A 24,083-nucleotide genomic window follows, 5' to 3' on the forward strand; every position below is an offset into this window, starting at 1 on the left:
GTGTCCCGAGGCAACTGCTGACCAGCATGGGATCACCACCACCCGGAGCACGGAGGTCCGATGGCCCGGCCGCACGGACGATCTGCCCAGCGGGAGGCCGGCCGGTGGCGGACGACGCTGCTGGCCGCCGCCCTGGTCGTCGTCGCCGTGGTGCCCGGCTGGGCGGCGGCCGCCGCGCCGGTCATCCGTACCGCCGAGTCGGTACCGCACAGCCCGCCCGGTGAGCCCACGGGCGACCCGGAGGAGCCCACCTCCCCGCCGGCAACCGCACAGCCGCCGGGCGAGACCAGCGCGCCACCGTCGCCGTCGACGCCGGCACCGACGGCCACGACCGGCGTACCGGCGCCGAGCAGTGGTCCTCCGCCCAGGGCGACCACCCCGCCCCAGCCCACGTACGCTCCGCCGAGCCCACGGCCGACGCCGACACCGGCGCCATCCACCTCGGGCGGGGTGCGGGTCGGGACCGGCGGCATCACGTTGGGCACCGACGGGGTCGCCATCGACGCCGACGGCGCCAGCGCCGGCCTGACGGTCCGGCTGGGCAACCGCAGCGCCGTGGACGCCCAGGGCCGCGTCGAGGTGGTGCTGCCCACCGGCGTGACGGTGCCGGCAGCACCGTCGGGCTGCGCCGCCGTGGAACCCACGCGTACGCGTTGCGATCTGGGGTCGGTGCCGGCGGGGCGTACCGGGGAACTGCGCTTGCCGGTGGCGGCGACCCCGCAGGCCCGGCGTGCCGCGCCGCTCGCCGGTGCGGTGATCGGCCAACTCGATCCGCGCGAGGGCCCCAGCCGGCGGGTACGGCTCAGTTTCCGGATCACCGTGGCGACGCCGGAGGAACCGGCGACGGCCTCACCGGCCGGGCCGGTCGCCGCGCCGGCCGGGGCGGCGACCAGGGCGGCGGATCGCAGCGGTGGGGCGAGCCTGCCGGCGCGAAGCGTCGTGTCGCTGATCGGACTGTCGGCGCTGTTGGTGTTGCTCGCCCTCGGCCTGGCCACCCTGTCGCTGCGTCGCCGGACGGCGGTGCCGGAGGTCATGACCAGCGCAGAGGCGCTGCGGAGCGGCACCGGCGCACCGGACGGAACCGGATCGGTGCCACAGACCGGGACCGGCATCTGGTTCCGACCGCAACGACCGGCCAGGCGGGCAGGCGGTGATCTGGATTACGGCGGCCTGGGCGAAACCCCCCAAGAGCAGGCATAAACCCCCACAATTCGATCCCAGTCGCCGGACCTGCGGGCAAAGAGCGACCCCAATTCGACGTAGGCTCTCAGTGAGGAAACGACAGCGGGCCGGACGGTCATCGGACGGCCGGGGCAGCGGTGCGTCAGGAGGTCTCCGTGGCCGGGCAAGACGGGGTCACCAGCCAGTTCAGCCGGCCGCAGCGCGGCACGCAACGAAGCGAGGTGCGGCCGTGAGCAAACAGATCCGCCAGTTGGACCGGGTCGTCATCCGGTTCGCCGGTGATTCCGGCGACGGCATGCAGCTCACCGGTGACCGGTTCACCTCGGAAACCGCGCAACTGGGCAACGACATCTCCACGCTGCCCAACTTCCCGGCCGAGATCCGGGCGCCCGCCGGCACCCTGCCGGGTGTGTCGAGCTTCCAGGTGCACTTCGCCGACTACGACATCCTCACTCCCGGCGACGCGCCCAACGTGCTGGTGGCGATGAACCCGGCGGCGCTCAAGGCTAACCTCGTCGACCTGCCCCCGGGTGCCGACATCATCGTCAACACCGACGAGTTCACCAAACGCAACCTGGCCAAGGTCGGTTATTCGAGCAACCCGCTCGACGACGACACCCTTGCCGGCTACGCGGTGCACCCGGTGGCGCTGACCTCGATGACGATCGGCGCCCTGGCCGAGCAGGACGTGTCCAAGAAGGACGCTGAGCGGGCGAAGAACATGTTCGCCCTCGGTCTGCTCAGTTGGATGTACTCGCGCCCGTATGAGTCGACCCTGCGGTTCCTGGAGCGTAAGTTCGCCCGGCGGCCTGAGTTGGTCGCGGCGAACGTCGCCGCCTTCAAGGCCGGCTGGAATTTCGGGGAGACCACCGAGGACTTCGCCGTCCGGTACGAAGTCAAGCCGGCGAAGATGCCGCCGGGCACCTACCGCAACATCACCGGCAACGCCGCGTTGTCGCTGGGCATCGTGGCCGCCGGAGTCCGCTCCGGCCTGCCGGTGTTCCTCGGCGCTTACCCGATCACGCCGGCGTCGGACATTTTGCATGAGTTGAGTAAGCACAAGCGGTTCGGTGTCACCACCATGCAGGCGGAGGACGAGATCGCGGCGATCGGCGCGGCGCTGGGCGCCTCCTACGGCGGCGCGCTCGGGGTGACCACCACCAGCGGCCCGGGGGTGGCGCTCAAGGGCGAGACGATCTCCCTCGCGGTGGCGTTGGAGTTGCCGCTGGTCATCGTGGATGTGCAGCGGGCCGGGCCGTCCACCGGCATGCCGACCAAGACCGAGCAGGCCGACCTGAACATGGCCCTGTTCGGCCGGCACGGCGAGGCCCCGGTGGCGGTGATCGCCCCGAAGTCGCCGTCTGACTGCTTCTACGCCGCGCTGGAGGCGGCGCGGATCGCGCTGACCTACCGCACGCCGGTGATCCTGCTGTCGGACAACTACGTCGCCAACGGTTCCGAGCCGTGGCTGCTGCCCGACGTCGCCACCCTGCCGGACCTGCGGGTGGAGTTCGCCACCACCCCCAACAGCGAGGACGGCGGCACTTTCCTGCCGTACCTGCGCGACCCGCAAACCCTGGCCCGACCATGGGCCATTCCTGGCACCCCGGGCCTGGAACACCGCATCGGCGGGCTGGAGAAGGCCGACAAGACCGGCGACATCTCCTACGACCCGGCCAACCACGACCACATGGTGCGCACCCGGGCCGCCCGGATCGACACGATCCCGGTTCCCGACGTCGAGGTGGAGGACCCGGACGGGGACGCCCGGTTGCTGGTGCTCGGCTGGGGCTCGACCTACGGCCCGATCGGCGCCGCCTGCCGGGCCCTGCGTCAGCGGGGACTGCCGGTCGCGCAGGCGCACCTGCGGCACCTCGCGCCGCTGCCGGCCAACCTCGGCGCGGTACTGCGCTCCTACGACCGAGTGGTCATCCCCGAGATGAACCTCGGCCAACTCGCCCACGTGATCCGAGCCCGCTACCTGGTCGACGCGATCGGCTACAACCAGGTCCGTGGTCTGCCGTTCACCGCCGCCGAGTTGGAGACGATGCTGGAAGAGGTCCTGAAGAATGTCTGAGCCCGTCGCCCTCAAGCTCACCGCCAAGGACTTCAAGTCCGACCAGGAGGTGCGCTGGTGCCCCGGCTGCGGTGACTACGCGATCCTGGCCGCCATCCAGCAGTTCATGCCCGAGCTGAAGATCCCCCGGGAGAACACCGTCTTCATCTCCGGCATCGGCTGCTCGTCGCGCTTCCCGTACTACATGAACACCTACGGGATGCACTCGATCCACGGGCGGGCCCCGGCGATCGCCACCGGCCTGTCGGTCTCCCGCCCCGACCTGTCGGTGTGGGTGGTCACCGGCGACGGCGACGCGCTCTCCATCGGCGGCAACCACCTGATCCACGCGTTGCGCCGCAACGTCAACCTCAAAATCCTGCTGTTCAACAACCGCATCTACGGCCTGACCAAGGGGCAGTACAGCCCCACCTCGGAGGCCGGCAAGATCACCAAGTCGACGCCGGTCGGCTCAGCAGACGCCCCCTTCAACCCAATCTCACTAGCACTCGGCGCAGAGGCCACCTTCGTCGGCCGGACCATCGACTCCGACCGCAAGCACCTCCAGTCGGTGCTGCGCGCCGCCGCCGAGCACGAAGGTTCGGCCTTCGTGGAGATCTACCAGAACTGCAACATCTTCAACGACGGCGCCTTCGAGCAGCTCAAGGACCCGGCGACCCGGGACGACCACCTGATCCGGTTGGAGCACGGTCAGCCGATCACGTTCGGCAAGGACGGCCAGTTCTGCGTCGTGCACCCGCCGGGCGGCTTCGGTCTGGAAGTACGCGACACCGCATCGACACCCACCGAAGACATCGTCGTACACGACACGAGCATCACCGACCCGGCGTACGCATTCGCACTGTCCCGGCTGCCCGGATTCGACCTACGCAACACCCCGATCGGCGTGTTCCGCTCGGTACGCCGACCCTCCTACGACAGCGTGGTGCAGGGCCAGTTGGCGGAGGCGAAGGCGAAGGTGACCGAAACCCCAGAGCAGCAGCTCGCCGCACTCCTGGCCAGCGGCGACACCTGGACGATCAGCTGATCTTCCCCGGCGGCACGACCACCGGGGAAGATCAGGGCAGGGTGTTTGCGGTGGGTCGGTCGTCGCGTACGTGCACCAGCAGGTCGCCGGTCTCGACCACCGCGCCCGCCTGGTCCGTCAGGGTGACCACCTTGCCCCGACGGACCAGCGCGATGACGAGCGCGTCCAGCTCACGGGGGTTCCGGCCGACCTCATGGCGCTCGGCCGACCGCATCGCCAGCGCCATGCCCTGACCGGGGGTGAGCAGGTCCTCCACCACATCGATCAGCGGCGGAGCCGAGGTCGACAGGCCGAGCAGCCGGCCGGCGGTCGCCGAGGAGACGATCACGTGATGCGCCCCGCTCTGCTTCAGCAGTGGGGCGTTCTCCGCTTCCCGGGCGGCGGCGATGATCCGGACCTGGCCGGCGGTGACCTGGCGTACGGTCAGCGCCACCAGGACCGACGAGTCGTCGCTGTCGGTGGCGATGATCACGGCCTTGGCGGTCCGCACGTGTGCCTGGTTGAGCACCGAGGACCGAGTCGCCGACCCCTCGACGGCGACCAGGCCGTTCGAGGTGGCCTGCCGCAGCGCCGAGCCGTCGCGTTCCACCACGACGATTCGGGACTTGTCGAGCCCGTTCTCCATCAGCGCGGAGATGGCGCTGCGCCCCTTCGTGCCGTAGCCGCAGATGATGATGTGGTCCTTCACACTCTTCTCCCAGCGGTGCTGGCGGCGGCCGGTCCGGTACTGCTCGGTCAGCACCTCCAAGGTGGTGCCGACCAGAATGATCAGGAACAGCACCCGGGCCGGGGTGATGAACAGGACGTTGACCAGCCGGGCCGCCTGGGTGGCCGGCACGATGTCGCCGTACCCGGTGGTCGAGAGCGAGACCACTGCGTAGTAGAAGCAGTCCAACAGGGTCATGCCGTCGTCGTTGGCATCTTGGTACTGGTCCCGTTCCAGGTAGACCACGGCGACCACGGCGAGCACCAGCCCCACGGCGGCGGCCAACCGCAGGCTCAGCGCGCCGAGCGGGCCGCGCCGCTGCGCGGGAAGGTGGATCACCGTGGGACCTGCCCCGTCTCCGTCGCCTGCACGCCCACAACATAGCCCCTGGCGGGGAATCCGCATGCCGGGGCGGCAAAGGAGGCGGGACAGCATGTTCGGCGGTGGCGGGGCATCATGGGAAGGTCAGGCAGGACCGGCGGAAGCGAGGACCGGCATGTCGTTGCTGCGACAGGTGATCGGTGCGGTGCTGCGCCGGGAACGCCAGCGTCAGGGCCTCACCCTGCGGGAGCTCGCCCAGGCTGCGGGGGTCTCCGTGCCGTACCTGTCCGAGGTCGAACGGGGGCGCAAGGAGGCCTCCTCGGAGGTGCTCGCGGCGATCTGCCGTGCGCTCGGCCTTCACCTCTCCGACCTGCTCGGGGTGGTGCGCGACGAGCTGCGCCGGGTCGAGCGCCGGCTGCCGACCGCACCCCATGCCGGCTACGTACCCGCCGGGCGCCGGGTCGCCCCCGTCGGATTCGGTACGGAGGGTTCGGCGCATCCCGTCGCTCGCCTCGACGGCTCCGGCTTCGGCGCTCCGTCGCTCACCAGCCGCTGGTTCGGTGGGCCCGCTTCGGCCGGTGGACGCACGTTGACCGGTGGCCTCGCCGCCGGGCACGACGGTGGCAGCCTGGTCGGCGGCCTCCGGGTCTTCGTGTTCTCCGCTCCGGTCGCCCCCGTGGGCACCATCGCCCGCGGCTGGTCGCCGCGTCGGCATCCGGTCGCCGGTCCTTCCCGTCCACGGTGCCGTCGGCGGCCCTGCCATCCGTTCTGCCGTGGGCGGATCTGCCGGCGGCAGAAGCGCTGGAAGCAGGCCGCACTCGCCGCGCAGGCTGGGTGAGCCGGCACCCGGGCGAGAAGACGTCGCACGCCGGCAGGCGGAGGTGTGACGACATGATCACTATGCTGGACGACGGCCAGCGGGGCTTCGGCGACCAGGTGTTCGAGCGGCTGCTACGGGAACGAATCGTCTATCTCGGCAGCGAGGTGACCGACGAGATCGCCAACCGGATCTGCGCCCAGATCCTGCTGCTTGCCGCCGAGGACCCGGAGCGGGACATCCAGCTCTACATCAACTCGCCGGGCGGCTCGGTGAGCGCGGGTATGGCGGTCTACGACACCATGCGCTTCGTCCCCAACGACGTGGCGACCCTGGCGCTCGGTCTGGCCGGCTCGATGGGTCAGTTCCTGCTCTGCGCGGGCACAGCCGGCAAGCGGTACGCGCTGCCGCACACCCGGATCCTGATGCACCAGCCCTCCGGCGGGATGGGCGGCACCGCCTCCGACATCACCATCCAGGCGGAGAACATGCTGCACGTGAAGCGGACCATGCTGGAGCTGATCGCCCAGCACAGTGGCCGCACCCTGGCGGAGATCCAGCGGGACTGGGACCGGGACCGCTGGTTCACCGCCGAGCAGGCCCGCGAGTACGGCCTGATCGACCAGGTAGTCACCGCCGCCACCCAACTGCCCACCGGCTGACTGTCGGGCGTCGGCATCAACCTGGCAGGGCGCTTGCCTCAACGGTTCGCGCGCTCGATGCCACGCCGGACGAGGCCACGGAGACCGGGGAGGGTGATCGCCCGGATGGCCAGGTCGTTCATCCGTACGTGGAACCGGCTGGGCGGCGCGTACTGGAGCATTCCCCGCCGGGCGAGAGCCTGGCGTCTGGTCACCTCCGGGCGCAGTCCGCGCTCCCATTCGGTCAGTGCCGTCGGGATGTCGTCGTGCCGCCGTAGGGCGGCACCGAGCTGGTCGGCTCCAGCGAGCGCGAGGGCGGCACCGTGTCCGGCGAAAAGCGTGACACACCAGGCCGCGTCGCCGAGCAGCACGACCCTGCCGCTGCTCCACTGGGGCATCACGACCTGGCTGACCGCGTCGAAGTAGGCGCCGGAGGGATCCTCTCCGAGTTGGCGGAGCGCATCGGGCACCCCGCCGCCGAGATCGCCGAACGCCGCGCCGAGCGCGTCCACCGGTCCGCGCCGGAGGTCGGCGACCGGATCGGCACATCGGTACGTGAAGAACGCCGATGACCGGTGCGGTCCCAGGTCGATCATCGCCGCTGTACGCCTCGGCCCGATGAAGGTGATGGCGGACGGCTCCGATCCGTTCGCGACCGAGCCGGTCAGGGGGAAGGCGCCCACGACGTAAGGATGGTCGACTCGGAAGCCGGAACCGAAAACGGCGGTACGAGTGGCGGAGTGCACCCCGTCGGCGCCGACCAGCAGGTCGGCGTGCTCGGCGGTGCCGTCGCTGAGCGCCACCCGTACCCGGTCGGCGTCCTGGTCGGCCGATTCGATGGTGGTGCCGAAGCGGATCTCGGCGTGGTCGCGCGCCGCCTGGTACAGCGTGGACTCCAGGGCGCCGCGGAACACCGTGACGGCCCGTGGACCGAGGGTGGCCTCCGCGACGTCGGACGGCACGGTGAACCTGGGTCGCCCGTCGGCGCGGACCAGCACGGTGGTGAACACCCCCAGTGCGTGGGTGGAGAGCCCGGGAAGCAGGCCGAGGCGTTCGGCGGCGGCGTAGCCGGGTCCAAGCAGGTTCACCAGGTAGCCGCTGCTGCGTCGGCTCGGAGCGCGCTCCACCACGAGGGTGTGCCACCCGTCCTGCCCGAGTCGCAGGGCGGCAGCCAGGCCGGCTATGCCGGCGCCGACGATCACCGCACGTCTCATTCCAATCCTCCTCACGCTCCCGGTATGAGCATCCGCTCAAACCAGAATGAGCATACGCTCATTCTGGCCACAGCACCGTCCCGGCCAGCGCCTAGACTTCGGGCATGCCACGCGGAGTCGCCATCCCGGAACCCCGACAGCAGCTCTTCGCTGCGCTTGAGGGCGTGATCGGCCGAGACGGGCCGAGCCGGCTCACCGGCCGGGCCGTGACGCAGGAGGCCGGGGTCGCCACCGGGCTGCTGTACACACACTTCGCGAACTTCGACGACTTCCTGCTCGGATACGCCGTCGACCGGACCTTCCAGATCTCCGGCTTGGTGGCCGGGTTGCCGGACCGAGCCGGCTCCGACACGGTCGCGGAAAATCTGAGCGAGGCACTGTTGGCCACGCCGATGGACACGCTGCTGGCGTTGACCCGACTGCTGGCCTTCCGGCCCGACCTGACGGCCGGTGTCCGCGCGGTGCTCGGCGACGAGGCTGACGGCCTGGCGGCGATCGAGCACGCGGTCGCCCGCTACCTGGCAGCCGAGCGGAATCTCGGGCGAGTGCCGTCCGGGGCCGACACGCAGGCGCTGGCCCTAGCGGTGGTCGCCGTGCTGCACCACATCGTGCTCTCCGGCGAGACCGAAGCGGCGGCGCGGACCCGGATCCGTCGTACGACGGGGGCCTTGACCGCCTTCCCCGCCAGCACGCCAACCTGAGGCGCGGCGCCTTCACTGCTCACCCACCGGCCTTCGTCGTCCCGCACCGCGTCACGTCGCTACTGGTCAGGTGGTATTCGCGATTTCAAACTCCGCTGTTGTCACGAATTCCCAGTGCGAAAATCACTCTTCGTTCATGACGGATCGCACTTTGCCCACCCCTCGGCCGCCCGCAAGATTGACGTCAACCGATCAGCCGGTGGAGGCAGCCGACATGGACGAACGGTACGATTCGTACTGCGCGGTCGACCCGCTCTTCTACGATTCGCTCGCCAGTGCGGACACCGAGACGCCCGGGTATGCCGCGAACCGGCCAGCGGCGCCCGGCTGGGAGCGCGAGGTCAAGGACGACTGGTTGATCCACGCACCGGTCGGCGGCTCGCTCCCGGAGCAGGGCTGGAAGATCCACGTGTCGGCCCGGCTGGACAACGCCGAGCGCGTGCTGGCCCGGGTAATGGACTACTGCCAGCCCCGGGGCATCCCGTTCAAGCACCTGCGCGGGCCGCGGCTGCTGCTCATGCGGAACAGCAAGTACGCCCGCCGGGGCAGCAGCGGCAAGTTCATCACCGTCTACCCCCGCGACGACGCCGAACTGGAGCTGGCCGCCAAGGAACTGGCCGCGCTGCTCGACGGCGAGCCGGGGCCGTACATCCTCAGCGACCTGCGGTACGGCGACGGCCCGGTCTACCTGCGCTACGGCAGCTTCGCCGCCCGGTACTGCCTCTCCCCCGACGGCCAGGTGGTGCCCGCGATCGAAGACGCCACCGGCACCCTGGTCCCCGACCGCCGGGACCCGGTGTTCCACGTCCCGGACTGGGTCACCCTTCCCGACTTCCTCACCCCGCACCTGGCCGCCCGCAACGCCGCCAGCACCACCGACCTGCCCTACCGGATCGAGAAGGTGATCCACTTCTCGAACGGCGGCGGCCTCTACGAGGCTCGGGACACCCGCACCGGTGACCGGGTGGTGCTGAAGGAGGCCCGCCCGCACGCCGGTCTCGATGCCACCGGCGCCGACGCGGTGAGCCGGCTACGCCGGGAGGCCGAGGTGCTGCACCGCCTCGCGGACGTGCCGCACGTGGTACGGGTCCACGACGAGTTCAGCTTCGGCGGGCACGAGTTCCTTGCCCTGGCGTACGTCGCCGGCCGGCCGCTCAACAAGGTGGTCGTCGAGCGGTACCCGCTGGTCCACCTCGACGCCGACCGCGCCGCCTACGCCCGGTGGGCCCTCGACGTGCACCGGCAGGTCGCCGAGGCGGTGGAGGCCATCCACGCTCGCGGCGTGGTCTACGGCGACCTGCACATGTTCAACATCATGGTCGGCGAGGACGGGCAGGTGACCCTGATCGACTTCGAGGTGGCCACCGACGCCGACGCCGACGGCCGGCCGGCGCTGCGCAACCAGGCTTTCGCCGCTCCCCGTGACCGGACCGGCCCCGACGTCGACCGGTACGCCCTGGCCTGCCTGCGCCTGGCCCTCTTCCTGCCGCTGACCGCGATGCTGCGGTTGGCCCCGGAGAAGGCGGCCCACCTGGCCGAACTGGTGGCGGAGCAGTTCCCCGTCCCCCGCGAGCTGCTCGACGAGTCGGTCGCCGTGATCCTCGGCGACACCGCCCCGACCCACCACCGGGCCCCCGACGCCGTCCGGATCGAGCCCGACGACTGGCCCGGGCTACGCGATCGGCTGGCCGCCGCGATCACCGCCAGCGCCACCCCGCACCGCGCGGACCGGCTCTACCCCGGCGACATCCGCCAGTTCGCCGGCAGCGACGGCGGGTTGAACCTGGCCTACGGGGCGGCCGGGGTGCTCTGGGCGCTGCACGCCAGCGGTGCGACCACCGACCCGGCCCACGAACGCTGGCTCATCGATCGGGTACGGGAACCCGCGTCGGGCAGTCGGCTCGGCTTCTACGACGGGCTGCACGGCATCGCGTACGTGCTGGACCGACTCGGGCACCGGGCCGAGGCGCTGCGCCTGCTGGACCGCTGCCTCGACGAGCCCTGGACGCGCCTCGGTGTCGACCTGATGAGCGGCCTGTCCGGCGTCGCGCTGAACCTGACCCACTTCGCCGGGCTGACCGGCGACCCCCGGTACGCCGACGCCGCCCGGCGGGCGGTCGACCTGGTCGTGGACCGGCTCGGCGACGTCGACTCGGTCGCCGAGGTGAGCGGGGGCGCCCACCCGCACGCCGGTCTGCTGCGCGGCGGTGCCGGGGTGGCGCTGATGCTGCTGCGCCGGTACGACCTCGACCACGATCCAGCGCTGCTCGACCACGCCGCCATCGCGCTGCGCCAGGACCTGCGCCGATGTGTACGACGCGACGCCGGCCTCCTGGAGGTCAACGAGGGCTGGCGAACCATGCCCTATCTCGCCGAGGGAAGCGTCGGCATCGGCCTGGTGCTCGACCAGTACCTACGGCACCGTCCGGACGACGAGCTGCACGAGGCGGTTACCGGAATCCGCCGCTGCGCCGACTTCCCGTTCTACGCCCAGTCGGGACTCTTCGCCGGGCGTGCCGGCATCGTGGCCTACCTGGCCGAACGGGGCGAACTCGACGCAGCTCACCGGCAGGCCCGGCTGCTCGCCTGGCATGCCCTGCCGTACCAAGGGGTGACCGCCTTCCCCGGCGACCAACTGCTGCGGCTCTCCATGGATCTGGCCACCGGCACGGCCGGCGTGCTGGCCGCCGTCGCGGCCACCCGACCGGAGCACTCCGTTCACCTGCCGTTCCTGACTCCACTGCCCGCGACGCCCACGCCCGGCGCCGCCCCGGCCGGCGACTGACCGGCCCACCCAGCCCCCCGGGTCACCCTGGGGCGATCCCGACCCGACGACGTCCGAGAGGAGGTACACCGACATGGCTCTGCTCGACCTTCAGGGGATGGAGCTGCCGACCACCGAGAACTACGGCGGCGGCAGCCAGGCCAGCCTGCTGCTCTGCGGCAACAGCTCGCTGAGCGTCACCACCTGCAACTGACCGAAGGCCGTCGATTCCGGCGGCCACCTCACGATCCGGCCGTCAAGAGAGAAGGAGAACGTCATGGCTCTGCTCGACCTCCAGGGAATGGAACTGCCGCCGACCGAGAACTACGGCGGTGGCAGCCGGGCCAGCCTGCTGCTCTGCGGCGACAGCTCGCTGAGCGTCACCACCTGCAAGTGACGATCACCGCGCCTGGCCCCGGACCGGTTCACGCCGGCCCGGGGCCGCGGCCCGTGCAGCCGGACCGGCTGCTGTGGCGGGCCGTGCGGTCAGCCGGCTGGTGGACCCCGGCGCTGGCCACGGTGAGCCTGGCCGGGGTGGCCGCGCAGCTCACTCTGCCGGCCGCTCTGGGTCAGGCCGTCGACGCCGCCGTCGGCGGCACCACCGATTCGGCCCGTCGGTGGCTCGCCGTGGTGGTCGGTCTCGTCCTCCTCCTGGTCGGCACCGATGCGGTCCGCGACTACGGCACCGGCGCGGCCGGCGCACGGTCCGTGGCCGACCTGCGTCACACGCTGATTCGGCACCTCCTCGCCCTCGACCCGCGCACCGCGGCCCGCCATCCGGTGGGTGACCTGGCGGGCCGGCTGGTCGGTCAGGTCACCGACGCGGGACAGGCGGCGTCGACGCTCGTGCTGGCCGGCACAGTGCTGCTGCCACCCCTGGGAAGCCTCATCGCGCTCACCCTGATCGACCCGTGGCTCGGCCTGACCTTCGTCGTCGGGCTGCTACTGCTCGGCGTCCTGCTACGCGGCTTCGTCACCGACGCCTCCGCCGCCGTCGCCGGCTACCAGCGCGCGCAGGGCAGGCTCGCCGGCCTGCTGGTGGAGGCGCTGACCGGGGCACGGACCATCGCCGCCGCCGGCACCGCCGACCGGGAGACCGACCGGATCCTCACCCCGGTCAAGGAGCTGCACCGGTACGGCCGGCGCACCTGGACGGTACTGGCCACGGCCGCCACCCGTGGGGCGGTGGTCAGCCCGCTGCTGCAACTCGGGATCGTCGCCGTCGGTGGGCTGTCGCTGGCCGCCGGCCGACTGACCCCTGGAAATTTGCTGGCCGCCCTTCAGTACGCCGCGCTCGGCGCCGGCCTGGGTACCGTGGTCAGCACCCTCAACCAGGCCGTGCAGGTCCGCGCCGGCAGCCGCCGGGCCGCCGAGGTGCTTGCCGAACCGGTCCGCCACCACGGTCACCGGCCCCTACCACCCGGACCCGGTTGCCTGGAACTGCGGGACGTGAGCGTACGCAGCGCCGACGGGCGGTGGCTGCTCGACCGGATCGACCTGCGGGTGCCCGGTGGCGCGCTGCTCGTCGTCGTCGGCCCCTCCGGCGCCGGCAAGTCGCTGCTCGCGGCCGTCGCCGGCCGGCTGCGCGACCCCGACCGGGGCGAGGTACGCCTGGACGGGGTGCCGCTGCCCGAGCTGACCGAGGCGGCCCTGCACACGGCGATCGGCTACGGCTTCGAGCGGCCGGTGCTGGTCGCCGAGACGGTGGGCGGTGCGGTGGGCTGCGGCGACGACCCGGTGCCGCTGGCCCGGGCAGCGGCCATCCACGAGTTCGTCGAGCGGCTGCCCGACCGGTACGACACACCGTTGGTCGAGGTCGCCATGTCCGGCGGGGAGCGGCAGCGGCTGGGGCTGGCCCGTGCCCTGCGGGCCGGGCGGCTGCTGGTCCTCGACGACGCCACGTCGAGCCTGGACACGGTGACCGAGTACCGGGTGATCCGAGCCCTGACCGACCGGTCCGACCGGCGTACCCGGATCGTGGTGAGCCACCGCGTCGGCACAGCCGCCCGCGCTGACCTGGTGGCCTGGATTGACGCTGGCCGGATCCGAGCCGTCGGGCCGCACGCCGTGCTCTGGGCCGACCCGGACTACCGCGCGGTGTTCCAGTCGTGACGTCGGTCGGTGCGTTCACCCGGGCCACGCTACGAGCGCAGCGGGCGGCACTGGCGCGGCTCGCGGCCTGGTCGCTGGCCGAGGTGTTGCCAGCGGCGCTGGTCGGGCTGCTCACCGCACGCGCCGTGGACGACGGTTTCCTGGCCGGCCGGCCGACGATCGGGCTGCTCTGGCTGGCCCTGCTCGGGCTCGCCGTGCTGGTCGGCGCGGCCGGCACCAACCGGACGTACGCCTGCCTCGGCGACCTGGTGGAACCGTTCCGCGACGACCTTCTGCGCCGAGTGACGGCGGGCGCGCTGGCCAACGCGACGGGCGGCCGGGTCGACGACGCGGCGGTGGCCCGCCTGACGCATCAGGTGGAGATGGTGCGCGACACCTGGGCCGGGCTGCTCATGGTGGTCCGCGGCTTCCTCTTCGCCGCGGGGGCCGCCCTCATCGGCCTGTTCTCCCTGGCCGCCCCGGTGGCGCTGCTGGTGGCGGTGCCGGTGCTGGCTGGGCTGGGCCTGTTCGCGGCGGTGCTGCCGGCGATGATCGCCCGGCAGCGGGAGTACGTCCGCAGCGACGAACAGCTCGGCCAGGTGGCCGTCGCCGCCCTCGCCGGCCACCGCGATGTCACGGTCAGCGGCACCCGGGAGCAGGTGACCCGGTGGGTCGGCAGCCACATCGACGCCCAGGCGCGGGTGGAGCGTCGGCTGGCCACCATGGCTGCCACCCGCGGATTGAGCCTGGCCGTCGGCGGCTGGCTGCCGGTGCCGGTGGTGCTCCTCGCCGCTCCCTGGCTGGTCCGGCAGGGCCTCGGGCCGGGTGCCCTGCTCGGTGCCCTGGTGTACGTCATTCGCGGCGTGCAGCCCGCGTTGCACACCCTCGTGCAGGGCGTCGCCGCCGGAGGGCTCCGGTTCACCGTCACACTCGACCGGCTGCTGCGCACCAGCGCCCCGGCCGACCTGGCCGCCTCGACGGGCTCGGCGGTCTCGGCGGGCTCGGCGGGCTCGACAGCCTCGGCGGACGAGAGAGCCGCGACGGCGGCGGCCGATGCCCCGGCTCGGGCCGTGCGGCCGGAGACCTCCGCGCTGTCTCTGCGCGCGGTGACCTTCCGGTACGGGCCGCACGCGGACCCGGTGCTCGACGACTTCGACCTCGACGTGCCCGAGGGCGACCACCTGGTGATCGTCGGGGCGAGCGGGGTCGGTAAGTCCACCCTGGCCAGTCTGATCGCCGGGGTGCTGCGCCCACAGTCCGGGACGGTCCACATCGGCGGTCTGCCGGTCGCCGGCGCAAGTCCCGACGACCTGGCACGCCGCCGGGTGCTGATCCCGCAGGAGGCGTACGTCTTCACCGGCACGGTCCGGGACAACCTCCGCTACCTGAGCCCCGGCATGACGGACGGGGTGATCACCCGGGCAGCCGCGCGGCTCGGGCTGTCCGGGCTGGTGGAGCGGCTGGGCGGGCTGGACGCCACGCTGCACCCGGCCGGGCTGTCCGCCGGGGAACGCCAGCAGGTGGCCCTGCTACGTGCCTGGCTCGCCCCCGCACCCGTGGTGATCCTCGACGAGGCCACCTGCCACCTGGACCCGGCGGCGGAGGCGCGGCTCGAGACAGCCTTCGCCGAGCGGCCCGGCACGCTCCTGGTCATCGCGCACCGGGTCAGTTCGGCGCTGCGCGCCCGCCGGGTGCTGCTGCTCGACGGCCAGCGGGCGCACCTGGACAGCCATCAGGGGCTGCTGACCCGGTCCGCCGCGTACCGGGAGCTGGTCGGCTACTGGGAGGCCGGGGGGCAGCCCGTCAGATCCACCCCGACTCGCGGGCGATCCGCACCGCTTCCAACCGGGTCCGCGCCCCGGTCTTCGCCATGACCCGGGAGAGGTGATTGCGGACCGTGCCGGGCGACAGCACCAGTTTCTCGGCGATCTCCCGGACCGGATGGCCCTCGGCGGCGATGTCCAGCACCTCCCGTTCCCGGAGGGTGAGTGGACTGTCGGAGACCTCGAGCGCCGCCACCACCAGATCCGGGTCCAGCACCACCTGACCACGGGCGAGTCGGCGTACCCCCTCGGCGATGTGTCCCGGGGCCACGTCCCGGCACAGGAAGCCGATCCGTTGACCGTGCTCGGCGAGCACCGGGGGAACGCGGGCGGCCCGCCGCTGCTCGACCAGGACCAGCAGCCGTCCGCGCCGATCATCGGCGGACTCGCTTTCCGGTTGGGCGTCCGCGATGTCGGTCAGCTCGTGCAGCGGCACGAGGTCGGCGTCGATGACCGCGACGTCGGGGCGGTCGTCTCGGAGTGCGGACCGGAGGGCGTGCGCCGTGCCCGCCTCCCCGATGACGTCGATGCCGTGCTCAGCCGCGAGCAGACGGGCGAGGGCACCCCGGAGCAGCCCACCCTTGAGCGCGAGCAGCGTGCGGACCATGGCGACCCTCCAACATGCCCCCCGACCCTGACGTGGTGTACGTGAACAATGACGCACGGTCGAACAAGCTTATTGAAAGTTGCGCCTGCCCGATAGACGGGTGCGCGTGTCGCAGCCCGGCACGCCGGAAGTGAATGACCTGTTCTCAGATCCAGCAGGCGTCCCGGGCCCGCTGGACCGCCTCCCAGCGGTTCCGCGCGCCGGTCTTGCGCAACAGCGTCGACAGGTGGTTGCGCACCGTACCCGGAGACAGGTAGAGCTGCGCCGCGATCTCGCTGGTCCGCAGCCCTTCCGCCGCAGCGGCCGCGACCTGACGCTCCCGCTCGCTGAGCGGATTGACCGCAGCGTCGAGGGCAGCGAGCGCCATCAGCGGATCGATCATCCGCTGCCCACGGGCGACCGCGCGGAGCAGGTCAAGCAACTCCTCGGGCGGAACGTCCTTGGCGACCACCCCCCGCACCCGCGCCCCGAGCGCCTGCCGCAGCGCCCGAACGGTACAGCGGGCGGTCAACGCCACGACCGGACATCCGTCGACGCCGCACCACCCCGCCGACGCCGAGGGCGCGCCCACCGCATCGAAGTCGACCAGCAACAGGTCGGGCCGCCGGGCCGCGAGCACCGACTCCACGTCCCCGTCCGGGTCGACCTCCCCCGCCATGACGAAGTCGGGAGTGGCGTCGAGGAGCGCGACCAGAACCGTCCGCAGCAGTCCCGGATTGGCGATCACCGCGACTCGGACCTGCCCAGGAGCGCCGCCGGCTAATTGCCCGGTGGAACGCGCAACCTTCCGCACGTCAGCCATACATCTACTCTGCCCGATGCAGCCGCATGTCACACCGCCTGTGCCGCCGTGAGTATTCGGGAGTCGTGATGGCGACTACCTGTCCTATGGGCTTTGTGCGACGGTGGGGGCGACTGTCACATATCGTACCCGGATGCCTCCTTCCGGGCCGGGCCGGCGAGTGAGTAGGCGATCAGCCCGCCGAGGGCGAGTGTCGCGGCCGCGAGCATCGCGGCGTTGTTGTCGGGCGGCTGGCCCTGCCACGTCGCGATCGCGCCCCCGGTGCCTTGCTGCGGATACATGGCCGCGACGGTGGTCCAGCCCAGCGGCAGGAACCACGATCGGGCGGCGCCGACCACCGCCGCGCACAGGGCGGTCAGCCCCAGCAGGCCGGCGGCGTCGCGGGCCACCAGGGCGGCCGGTCCGAACCGGGCGCCGGTGTGCCGGGTGGCGAGCAGGACCACGAGGATGACCACCAGGCCGACGAGCAGGTGCAGCGCGCGCCGCCAGGGCCAGCGCACCGAAGCGGTCCGGTCCAGGTGCTCGTCCGGGCCGGCAAGGGTGGGTGCCAGCACCGTGACCATCAGCAGAACCGTCATGACGACCACCACCGGGCTGACTACCCGCTCGTCGGCGAAGGCCAGCCACAGTGCCCAGGCCACTGCCGCGCCGCCGAGGGCTGCGACCAGGGTCATGGGTACGCGCCGCGAACGCAGGTACAGCATCGTCGGAGTCACCGGGCACTCCCGGACAGCATTCCGGTGGTGTCCGTGCAGGCCAGAATGGCGTCGCGGACGGCCGTCACCCGGGCCAGCGCCTCGTCGTAGGGCAGTTCGCGCAGCCCCTGCCACAGCCTGACCGCCTCGGCGTTGATCTCTGGGTCCTCGGAGAGCATTCCGGGAATCACTCCCACGTCTGACTGCGGCTCGCGGCCCAGGAGCCAGTAGGCCGCCGCGCGTTCAACCACGTCATTGCGGTTCTGGCACCTTTCGTCGTACCCGACTCCCAGTCTGTTGACGATCTCTGGAAGCACGGCGACCGGATGGGCGAGCCCACCACGGCTGTCGATCCGGATCGGAATCGTGACAACGCCGTCCTGAGCTGGCCGGATGTCGCCGGACACGTACGTGCTGGTGTCCTCGTGCACGGCGGTCGGCGCGTTCGGCAGCTTCGCCAGCACCGTCAGGCCCTCGCGAGCCAGCGGGGTCAGCGCTTCGAGCACGTTGGCGTGGAGCCGACTGACACACACCGTCGGAGTGTCCTCGGTACACACCAACTCCCGCGCGATTGGATCGACCGGCCAGTTCAACACATCCCGATCCCGGGGTACGACCGCGATCGCCCCGGTGAGCCCAAGCAGCACCGGCAGCAGGGCAGCGGTACGGGCACGCCAACCACCGGCGACAAGCAGCAACAGGCCGGTGATGGCGAGCGCCAACATCCAGATCGAGAGCGCACCGCTGACCCGGTTGTCGATCGTCTGCCAGGCGTGGAAGCGGCTCGTGCCGTGGACCGGGGAGATCGCTGCGGCCAGCCAGTCCGCGGGCCGGATCGCGCTGACGAAGACCAGCAGGACGCCCGCCACCCCCAACGCCGGGGCTGTCACCAGGGCAGGGAACATGCGCCCGATCCCCAGTCCGAGCCACGCCGCGGCGATCAGGGACAGCACACCGACCCCGGTGACGACGACGAAGTTCAGCAGGGGCAGGTGCTGGGCGGTGGTGATCATCCAGGCGATACCCGCCGCGGTCACCAGCAGGTACGCGATCGCGAGGGTGATGGCCATCGCACCGGCGACCGGCAGCATCCGCTGAACGCGCGGCCGGGCGGTGGTGGTGAACAGTTCGCCCACTTTCGCCCGGTGCTCCCGGCGGCCCTGCCAGGCACCGGCGGCCAGGGCCAGCGGCCACAACAGGAGGAGGTACTCCCGGACGGCCATGGCCAGCGGCATCCAGCCACTCGACCAGCGGTCGCTTGCCAGATAGAGCGCGCCGACCCCGATGACCACCGTGATCGATGCGGCACCGAGCGCGGCGGAACGGCGCAGTTCGACACCCAGGATGCTCATGCCAGCGCTTCCTTTCGTTGGGCGGCCTCGGCACGATGCCGGCGGAGGATTGCGGAGTAACCGCGCTCGGCCGGGCTGTCACCGGCGTGCCCCTGGTCGCCCTGCTCGGCCAGCACCTCGGGGGTGCCCTGCCACACCAGGCGTCCCTCATTGACCAACACGACGTCGGTGCACGCCGCCACCACATCCTCGACCAGGTGGGTGGAGACCAGCACGCAACTGTCGGTGCCGATGTCACGCAGCAGCTCGCGGAAGTCGAGTCGCTGCTCCGGGTCCAGCCCGACGGTCGGCTCGTCGAGCAGCAGGATCCGCGGGTCGTTGACGATGGCCTGTGCGATGCCGGCCCGGCGCAGCATGCCACCGGAAAGCGTCTTCAACCGGGCGTCGGCCTTGGCGGTCAGCCCCACCCGATCGATGGAGCGCTGCACCGCCGCCGGGATGTCGGCCTTCGGCATCTCCTTGAGCCAGGCCATGTACCCGACGAACTCGCGTACGGTGAACCGCGGGTAGAAGCCGAAATGCTGCGGCAGGTAACCCAGGGTGCGGCGCACCGGTCGCAGGTCGGAGCGGCCGTCCACCGGATGCCCCAGCAGGGCCAGCCGCCCGCCGGCCGGAGCCACAACGGTCGCCAGGGCGCGCATCAGCGTGGTCTTTCCGGCGCCGTTCGGGCCGAGCAGTCCGTGCACGCCGGTGGCCAGGGCCAGATCAAGGCCGTTGACGGCCAGGTGTCGTCCGGCGCGGACCTGCAGGTCCTCCGCGTGGATCGCCCAGGGATGGGTGGTGGCGGCCGTCTCGACCGCACTCACGGCACGCATCGTCATCATCTCCTTCATCGATCGCCAGCAAGGCAGCTTGGCGGTATCGGGGCATGGCGGTATCGGGGCGTGGCCGGATGGCCGTTGTCGCAGAGCCGGCGGCTAGTCGTGGTGGGAAAGTCGACGGAATCCGTTGACCCGGAAGAGGGCCATGATGATCAGCAGTGCCGTGGCCAGTGCCCAACTGCGGGCGCTCTCCGCCGCCAGGACCACCGGCACCCGGGCGGCGGCGAGGCTGGGTGCGATCACCGCAAGCGTCCAGATCGCGATCAGTCCGATCGCGGCCCGGCGTACGCCAACGAGGGTTCCCAGCAGCAGTGCGGCGGCGGTGAACGCCAGGCAGGGCAGCAGCATCAGGGCCAACGACGCCCCGGTGCCGGCGCCCGCCACGGCGAGCGCCGGAATGACAAAGGCCAACACCGCTGCCGTACGCCGCAGCAACGTCGTCAGACCGGCGGCGGGAGTGGCGGCGATCAGTTCCCAGGCCGGGTCGGCACGACGATGCCAGGCGACCGCCACGCCGGGCAACGGAGCCAGTGGCGCGATCAGCAGTACCACCGAAGGCAGCCCGGTCCACAGCACGCCGAGCAGAGCAGCGCAGGCGAGCACCGCGGCGGTCATGGCCAGCCACGGCAGAAGCGTGCCGACCAACCAGCGGTGCCGCAGAACCGACCAGGACCAGCTACGGCCGGCGGGCGCCGGCGTTGCCGCGATCTCGCGATCCAGGCTCGTCGCGACCCGCTCGATCACGGCCCGGCTGTCCATGGTGGTGCTGCCGGCCAGGCGGGCCCGACAATCGGCACACCCCTCAAGGTGCACCTCGATCGCCCAGACGCTGGGCTCGTCGAGACCGGGATCCCCGGCTGCGTACCGGTCGATCTGGGCAAGGGTGGGGTGGGTGATCATGACAGCGCCTCCCGCAGGGCGATCCGGGCTCGGCGTACGCGGGACTTGACGGTGTTCTCCGGTACGCCCAACAGCACTGACGCTTCCCGCGTGGAGAGCCCGTCGAGGACCGTGGCCCGTAAGGCGGCCCGGACCTCGGGTGGCAGGACGAGCAGGGCCCGTTCCAGTTCCTGGCCGATCCGGGCGGCCATCACCTCGTCCTCGGCGGCTGGGGCCGTACTCGGCATCAACTCCACCTGCGGCACCCGCGCCTTTCGCGCGCGGCGGCGGAACGCATCGACCAGGCGGTGGGCCGCGATCGTCCACAGCCAGCCCACCGCGCTCCCCTTCGCCCCGCCGCTCTTGGACTGGACGCCGGCGAAGCTGCCCGCCGCCCGCCAGACCGTCAGGTACGTGTCCTGCAGCACTTCGGCGACCACGTCGGGGTCGGCACAGCGGCGGCGCAGACGCACCTCCAGCCACGGCGCGGTGCGCCGGTAGAGCTCGTCGAACGCTCGCCGATCCCCACGGGCGACGCGCCGCACGAGTTCGCCCTCGTCAGCCGCGTCCATACCTGGTCTCACACCCGGTAAGACGACGGACCCAGCCGACCGGGGTCCCGCCCAGGTGTGACCGCCGTCACCCTTGGCGTCTGGCGGGTGTCAGCGACGGCTGCGACCTGCTGTCGTCACCCGCTGCTGCGACCGAACGGATTCCGCCTCGTGGCCGTCAGGTAGAGCGGGAAGAACACCACCCACAAGATCAGACAACCCAGGAACCATGCCTCCGGGCTCTCCACCCGGAGAGCCCCGAGCGAGACGGAAACCTGCTCCCCTTGGCTCAGTCGTTTCTTGGCGTCCGCGTAAACCCATACGTCAACGGCAAGCACTACGAGCAGGACGAGGATCGACAACAGTGCGACGGGAGGTATCCCTGTCATTCGGCCTGCTCCCGATCGGCTGGTCACAGAATGAAGTCGCCATGGTACCCGGCCTGGCCTGGTGCCCCGCGAGACCTGAAACCCTGCTGTCCCGGCACCCCTCACTGGGCGCCGCTTGATGTCGTCTTCGTGGATGAACCATCCTCGGCGGCTGGCTGCCTGAGGACTAGGCGCAAGACGCTGTCGCGATAGGCCGCTCCGGCTTCATTCGGGCTCATCTGACCGGCTGTGAGCTGCTGTCCGGCGGCGTGACCCAGGGCGATGACGGCGGTGACGATCCATGCTTCGGGATGGCGCGCCTCGAACACGCCGGTGCGCCGACCGCGACGGACGAGTTCCATGAGTTGTGCGGTGACGGGCCGATGTCGGTCGTACTCGTCCCCTGGCGGAGCAGCATCCGCGATGACGGGACTGAGCAGGACGGGGTAGCGCTCGATGATGCTCCAGCTGGCCGACAACCACCGGCGTAGCGCCTCGTCCGCGGGCGGGGTCTTCAGATCGAGTGCATCCAGCGTGCTTGCGACTTCCGCAGTGAGGTAATCAATCATGGCGCCGAGCAAGGCCTTGCGGGATGGGAAGTGGGCGTAGACCGTCTGCCGCACGACTCCGGCAGCCACGGCGATGTCTTCGATGCTCGCCTCCGCTTGTCGGCCTAGCACGGCGATCGCCGCGTCCAGCACTGCGGCGCGGCTGCGCTCAGCATCGAGACGCCGTTTACGACTTCGGGGTGCAACCGATTCCGCCACGGTTGACAAGCCTAAGCACCGAGCTTAACTTGGACACGCCTGTCTAAGATAGCGTGGAGGAACCGTAATGGCCCAGCAGCCCTTCCGCACGCCCGGGAACGACTTGGTCGGGTACCTGACTGGCTACCCGCAGGAACTCACGTTCGGCGATGAGGACCCGGCAGCCGTGTTCGGCCGCTATCACACCGACGACTTCGTGCTCCGCAACGACGGCATACCGCTCGACAAGGAGCGGCTACTCGCCCACGTAAAGGTCGGCCGACGCAACGCCACGCAGGTCCACGTCGAGGTCCACGACGCGCTGATCTCCGGCGGGCAGGTCGCCGCTCGCTACACGCTGACCGCTGTGATGCGTCGCGGCCAAGTGATCGCGACGGAGATCCACATGTTCGGTGAGCTCACCCCGGATGGCCGCCTCCGCCGGGTCGAACAACTGTCGCGGGACGTCTCCCACCAAGAACCAGGCAGCACCCAGCAACCGGCATGACGGGCCGAACATCGAGTCTGGTAGCCGCTTTTCGGCCCAGAAGCGGATGGCTGGCACACCAGCCGTCATGGACAGCCGGCGTCACGTTCCGTTTCCGGCATGCAACAAGGCCCGCGTAACTTATCAACTGAAGCCGTTCAACCCATCAAGCGGAGGACGACACGCGGCGACACAGCGCCGATCGCCGTTTCGCCGTAATGGCGGTGTCCCAGCCGCCCTCACCACTGCGGCCGCGACCTGCGCTTCCGGCATTCCGACCGGCCCCACGCGACAAGATCATTGCGCGCACTCTGCACGAAGCGCTGCGGACGCCCGAGGACGGCCAAAGGCCGCCCGCAAGCGCGCTACCCCAGCCTTGCAAAGATCAAGACTGCTGTCGGCCAGCGTCGGTGACTGCCGCTGGCCTGCTCGCCATGTCGCCTTCCGTCGGCCCCGGACCGTGTTCGTCGGTCGGCTTGGTCGTACGGATGGCTGTACAGCCAATCAGAGTGCGTTTTACCGCGATTGTTGCTCGCCTGGGCGGGAAGGCGGAGCGCTTCGGTGTGAACGCCAGTACGGCGCACCTTGGCCCGTCGCCTGCCGGTGCCGGGCGCTGATCGCCGCACCGGAGTCCAAGCGGCTGAACTCGTCGGCCAGTTCTGTCGTCCGGGCAGCGTCGCGCCTGGCCCGGCTCTGCCCAGAACAGGTACGAAGGGCCGGAGGTCTCCTACGACTTTCACCGACGAGGGACCCGCCCGGACGATGGTCGACCGGATGATGAAGACCTCGGGGGTGCGTGGCGTGATCTAGTTGTGGTTCAGCATCACCCCCGCGACGCAGACGAGGTGCCATGACAGGTTCAGCCTTCGTAAGCACACTCGATCGTGTGTCCGGAGAGACCCCGTGGTGACCTTGCTCCTTTTCCTAGCCGTTGTGTCCCTCGCCATGACGGGTTCAGTACACCTGCTCGCCCACCTCAGGTAAGGCCCGCAGGACGTATACGAGGGCAGGCCCGAGGCCTTTCCGGAGGGCTTCTATCGGGAGCCGCTCCGTCCGGATGAGCGGTACCTCGGGACCGTCGTCCACTTCGGCCTGGCAGCCCTCGCGTTCGCAGGGTTCATAACCCGGTTGTTGAATATCTGGTGATCCCCAAGTGGCGCGACCGGTACAGCGCACCCGGCCTCGCCTGGCCCGTATGACGGCCACCGCCCGGTCTCGGCTCAGGCGCGCTTCCTCACCTGGTCGGACACGACCAAGATCACTCCGTGAATATTCCGCGACCTACGACAACCAGCCGCTTTCAGTGGCCTACGGCCGCACACGCTCGCCAATCGAGCATCGCGCGTATTACCAGCCCACAGAACGTTTTCCCTGATCTTGAAGGCCGGCAGGATTCGAACCTGCGACACAC

The 24,083-nt window shown here is 70.9% G+C and carries 22 protein-coding genes; 12 read left to right on the top strand and 10 right to left on the bottom strand.

Annotated features, from left to right (window positions below; all coding sequences use genetic code 11):
• The first annotated feature begins 60 nt into the window (after positions 1 to 60).
• The 3 genes from Vqi01_RS26935 to Vqi01_RS26945 all read left to right on the top strand — a co-directional run bounded on the left by Vqi01_RS26935 (position 61) and on the right by Vqi01_RS26945 (position 4,286).
• Positions 61 to 1,200: a hypothetical protein gene (locus Vqi01_RS26935; RefSeq protein WP_204037901.1), complete on the top strand. Its 1,140-nt coding sequence runs from the start codon at positions 61 to 63 to the stop codon at positions 1,198 to 1,200.
• Positions 1,201 to 1,411: 211 nt separating this feature from the next.
• Positions 1,412 to 3,259, top strand: a complete 1,848-nt coding sequence (locus Vqi01_RS26940; protein ID WP_204037903.1) for a 2-oxoacid:acceptor oxidoreductase subunit alpha — start codon at positions 1,412 to 1,414, stop codon at positions 3,257 to 3,259.
• A complete protein-coding gene (locus tag Vqi01_RS26945) occupies positions 3,252 to 4,286 on the top strand; it encodes a 2-oxoacid:ferredoxin oxidoreductase subunit beta (RefSeq protein ID WP_204037904.1) in 1,035 nt (344 codons plus the stop codon). Before Vqi01_RS26940 ends, Vqi01_RS26945 begins: the two co-directional genes overlap by 8 nt.
• 31 nt (positions 4,287 to 4,317) lie before the next feature.
• Here Vqi01_RS26945 and Vqi01_RS26950 read toward each other — a convergent pair whose 3' ends face one another.
• Positions 4,318 to 5,331 carry a potassium channel family protein gene (locus Vqi01_RS26950; RefSeq protein WP_204037906.1) on the bottom strand — a complete coding sequence of 338 codons (1,014 nt, stop codon included), beginning with the start codon at positions 5,329 to 5,331 and terminating at the stop codon, positions 4,318 to 4,320.
• 157 nt (positions 5,332 to 5,488) lie between these two features.
• Between Vqi01_RS26950 and Vqi01_RS26955 the strand changes: the two genes are divergently transcribed.
• Together Vqi01_RS26955 and Vqi01_RS26960 are read left to right on the top strand one after the other, a co-directional pair.
• Positions 5,489 to 6,151: a helix-turn-helix domain-containing protein gene (locus tag Vqi01_RS26955; protein ID WP_204037908.1), complete on the top strand. Its 663-nt coding sequence runs from the start codon at positions 5,489 to 5,491 to the stop codon at positions 6,149 to 6,151.
• 53 nt (positions 6,152 to 6,204) lie between these two features.
• Positions 6,205 to 6,792 carry a ClpP family protease gene (locus tag Vqi01_RS26960; RefSeq protein ID WP_204037910.1) on the top strand — a complete coding sequence of 196 codons (588 nt, stop codon included), beginning with the start codon at positions 6,205 to 6,207 and terminating at the stop codon, positions 6,790 to 6,792.
• Between the two features lie 38 nt (positions 6,793 to 6,830).
• On the opposite strand, the gene Vqi01_RS26965 is transcribed toward Vqi01_RS26960, so the two are convergent.
• Positions 6,831 to 7,985: an FAD-dependent oxidoreductase gene (locus Vqi01_RS26965; protein WP_204037912.1), complete on the bottom strand. Its 1,155-nt coding sequence runs from the start codon at positions 7,983 to 7,985 to the stop codon at positions 6,831 to 6,833.
• A gap of 104 nt (positions 7,986 to 8,089) precedes the next feature.
• Between Vqi01_RS26965 and Vqi01_RS26970 the strand changes: the two genes are divergently transcribed.
• The 6 genes from Vqi01_RS26970 (at position 8,090) to Vqi01_RS26995 (ending at position 15,415) form a co-directional block, all read left to right on the top strand.
• On the top strand, positions 8,090 to 8,686 hold the full coding sequence (locus Vqi01_RS26970) for a TetR/AcrR family transcriptional regulator (protein ID WP_204037914.1): 597 nt from the start codon (positions 8,090 to 8,092) through the stop codon (positions 8,684 to 8,686).
• Between the two features lie 214 nt (positions 8,687 to 8,900).
• On the top strand, positions 8,901 to 11,471 hold the full coding sequence (gene lanKC, locus Vqi01_RS26975) for a class III lanthionine synthetase LanKC (RefSeq protein WP_204037915.1): 2,571 nt from the start codon (positions 8,901 to 8,903) through the stop codon (positions 11,469 to 11,471).
• Between the two features lie 73 nt (positions 11,472 to 11,544).
• Positions 11,545 to 11,664 carry a SapB/AmfS family lanthipeptide gene (locus Vqi01_RS26980; protein ID WP_204037917.1) on the top strand — a complete coding sequence of 40 codons (120 nt, stop codon included), beginning with the start codon at positions 11,545 to 11,547 and terminating at the stop codon, positions 11,662 to 11,664.
• Positions 11,665 to 11,727: 63 nt separating this feature from the next.
• A complete protein-coding gene (locus tag Vqi01_RS26985; protein WP_189040935.1) occupies positions 11,728 to 11,847 on the top strand; it encodes a SapB/AmfS family lanthipeptide in 120 nt (39 codons plus the stop codon).
• Between the two features lie 53 nt (positions 11,848 to 11,900).
• Entirely contained in the window at positions 11,901 to 13,562 is a 1,662-nt protein-coding gene (locus Vqi01_RS26990; RefSeq protein WP_204037919.1) for an ABC transporter ATP-binding protein, read from the top strand.
• On the top strand, positions 13,559 to 15,415 hold the full coding sequence (locus tag Vqi01_RS26995; protein WP_204037921.1) for an ATP-binding cassette domain-containing protein: 1,857 nt from the start codon (positions 13,559 to 13,561) through the stop codon (positions 15,413 to 15,415). The genes Vqi01_RS26990 and Vqi01_RS26995 overlap by 4 nt, the downstream gene beginning before the upstream one ends.
• Here Vqi01_RS26995 and Vqi01_RS27000 read toward each other — a convergent pair.
• From Vqi01_RS27000 to Vqi01_RS27035, 8 genes are all read right to left on the bottom strand, one after another.
• Complete coding sequence (locus Vqi01_RS27000; protein ID WP_204037923.1) at positions 15,345 to 15,971, bottom strand: helix-turn-helix transcriptional regulator; 627 nt, start codon at positions 15,969 to 15,971, stop codon at positions 15,345 to 15,347. The genes Vqi01_RS26995 and Vqi01_RS27000 overlap by 71 nt on opposite strands.
• Positions 15,972 to 16,116: 145 nt before the next feature.
• Positions 16,117 to 16,773: a response regulator transcription factor gene (locus Vqi01_RS27005; protein WP_204037925.1), complete on the bottom strand. Its 657-nt coding sequence runs from the start codon at positions 16,771 to 16,773 to the stop codon at positions 16,117 to 16,119.
• 116 nt (positions 16,774 to 16,889) lie between these two features.
• Positions 16,890 to 17,489: a hypothetical protein gene (locus Vqi01_RS27010; protein ID WP_239098699.1), complete on the bottom strand. Its 600-nt coding sequence runs from the start codon at positions 17,487 to 17,489 to the stop codon at positions 16,890 to 16,892.
• Positions 17,486 to 18,820: a hypothetical protein gene (locus Vqi01_RS27015; RefSeq protein ID WP_204037926.1), complete on the bottom strand. Its 1,335-nt coding sequence runs from the start codon at positions 18,818 to 18,820 to the stop codon at positions 17,486 to 17,488. Before Vqi01_RS27015 ends, Vqi01_RS27010 begins: the two co-directional genes overlap by 4 nt.
• Entirely contained in the window at positions 18,817 to 19,635 is an 819-nt protein-coding gene (locus Vqi01_RS27020) for an ABC transporter ATP-binding protein (protein WP_204037928.1), read from the bottom strand. The genes Vqi01_RS27015 and Vqi01_RS27020 overlap by 4 nt, the downstream gene beginning before the upstream one ends.
• Positions 19,636 to 19,737: 102 nt before the next feature.
• Entirely contained in the window at positions 19,738 to 20,541 is an 804-nt protein-coding gene (locus Vqi01_RS27025) for a cupin domain-containing protein (protein WP_204037930.1), read from the bottom strand.
• Positions 20,538 to 21,092: an RNA polymerase sigma factor gene (locus Vqi01_RS27030; protein ID WP_204037932.1), complete on the bottom strand. Its 555-nt coding sequence runs from the start codon at positions 21,090 to 21,092 to the stop codon at positions 20,538 to 20,540. Before Vqi01_RS27030 ends, Vqi01_RS27025 begins: the two co-directional genes overlap by 4 nt.
• Positions 21,093 to 21,561: 469 nt before the next feature.
• The gene (locus tag Vqi01_RS27035; protein ID WP_204037934.1) at positions 21,562 to 22,206 is read right to left on the bottom strand and encodes a TetR/AcrR family transcriptional regulator; all 645 of its coding nucleotides are present in this window, start codon (positions 22,204 to 22,206) and stop codon (positions 21,562 to 21,564) included.
• Between the two features lie 67 nt (positions 22,207 to 22,273).
• On the opposite strand from Vqi01_RS27035, the gene Vqi01_RS27040 reads away from it, so the two are divergent.
• Positions 22,274 to 22,693 (top strand): nuclear transport factor 2 family protein, encoded by a 420-nt coding sequence (locus Vqi01_RS27040; RefSeq protein ID WP_204037936.1) that lies wholly within the window; start codon positions 22,274 to 22,276, stop codon positions 22,691 to 22,693.
• The last annotated feature ends 1,390 nt before the right edge of the window (positions 22,694 to 24,083 follow it).

This window comes from Micromonospora qiuiae, assembly GCF_016863555.1.
GTDB classification, from domain to species: domain Bacteria; phylum Actinomycetota; class Actinomycetes; order Mycobacteriales; family Micromonosporaceae; genus Micromonospora; species Micromonospora qiuiae.